This window comes from Sulfitobacter sp. CW3 (genome assembly GCF_019392245.1).
Lineage (GTDB): Bacteria > Pseudomonadota > Alphaproteobacteria > Rhodobacterales > Rhodobacteraceae > Sulfitobacter.
Window position 1 is genome coordinate 1 of record NZ_JAHXRL010000617.1, and the last position, 229, is coordinate 229.

Genomic DNA, 229 nt, shown 5'->3' on the forward strand with positions numbered 1-229 from the left:
TCGATCTCCCGCGCCGAGGCCGAGAGTTCCTCGGCGGCGCTGGCGATGCTGTCGACGAGGCCCGCGCTCTGTTCCGACGCTCCGGCCACGACGGCCGCCTCGGCGGTCATCGCGCCCGCATTGCCCGAGAGGGTGTCGGCCGCCGCCTGCATCGCCTCGGCCGAGTCGGCGAGATCGGTGACGGCGCGATGCGTCTCGGCCTCGAAGGCGCGCGTCGCCGCGGCCAGGG

Annotated in this window: 1 pseudogene; it reads right to left on the reverse strand. The window is 75.5% G+C overall.

Features of this window, described 5'->3' with window-relative positions:
* Nucleotides 1-229, reverse strand: a pseudogene (locus KZZ06_RS22410) (chemotaxis protein); the annotation flags it as partial.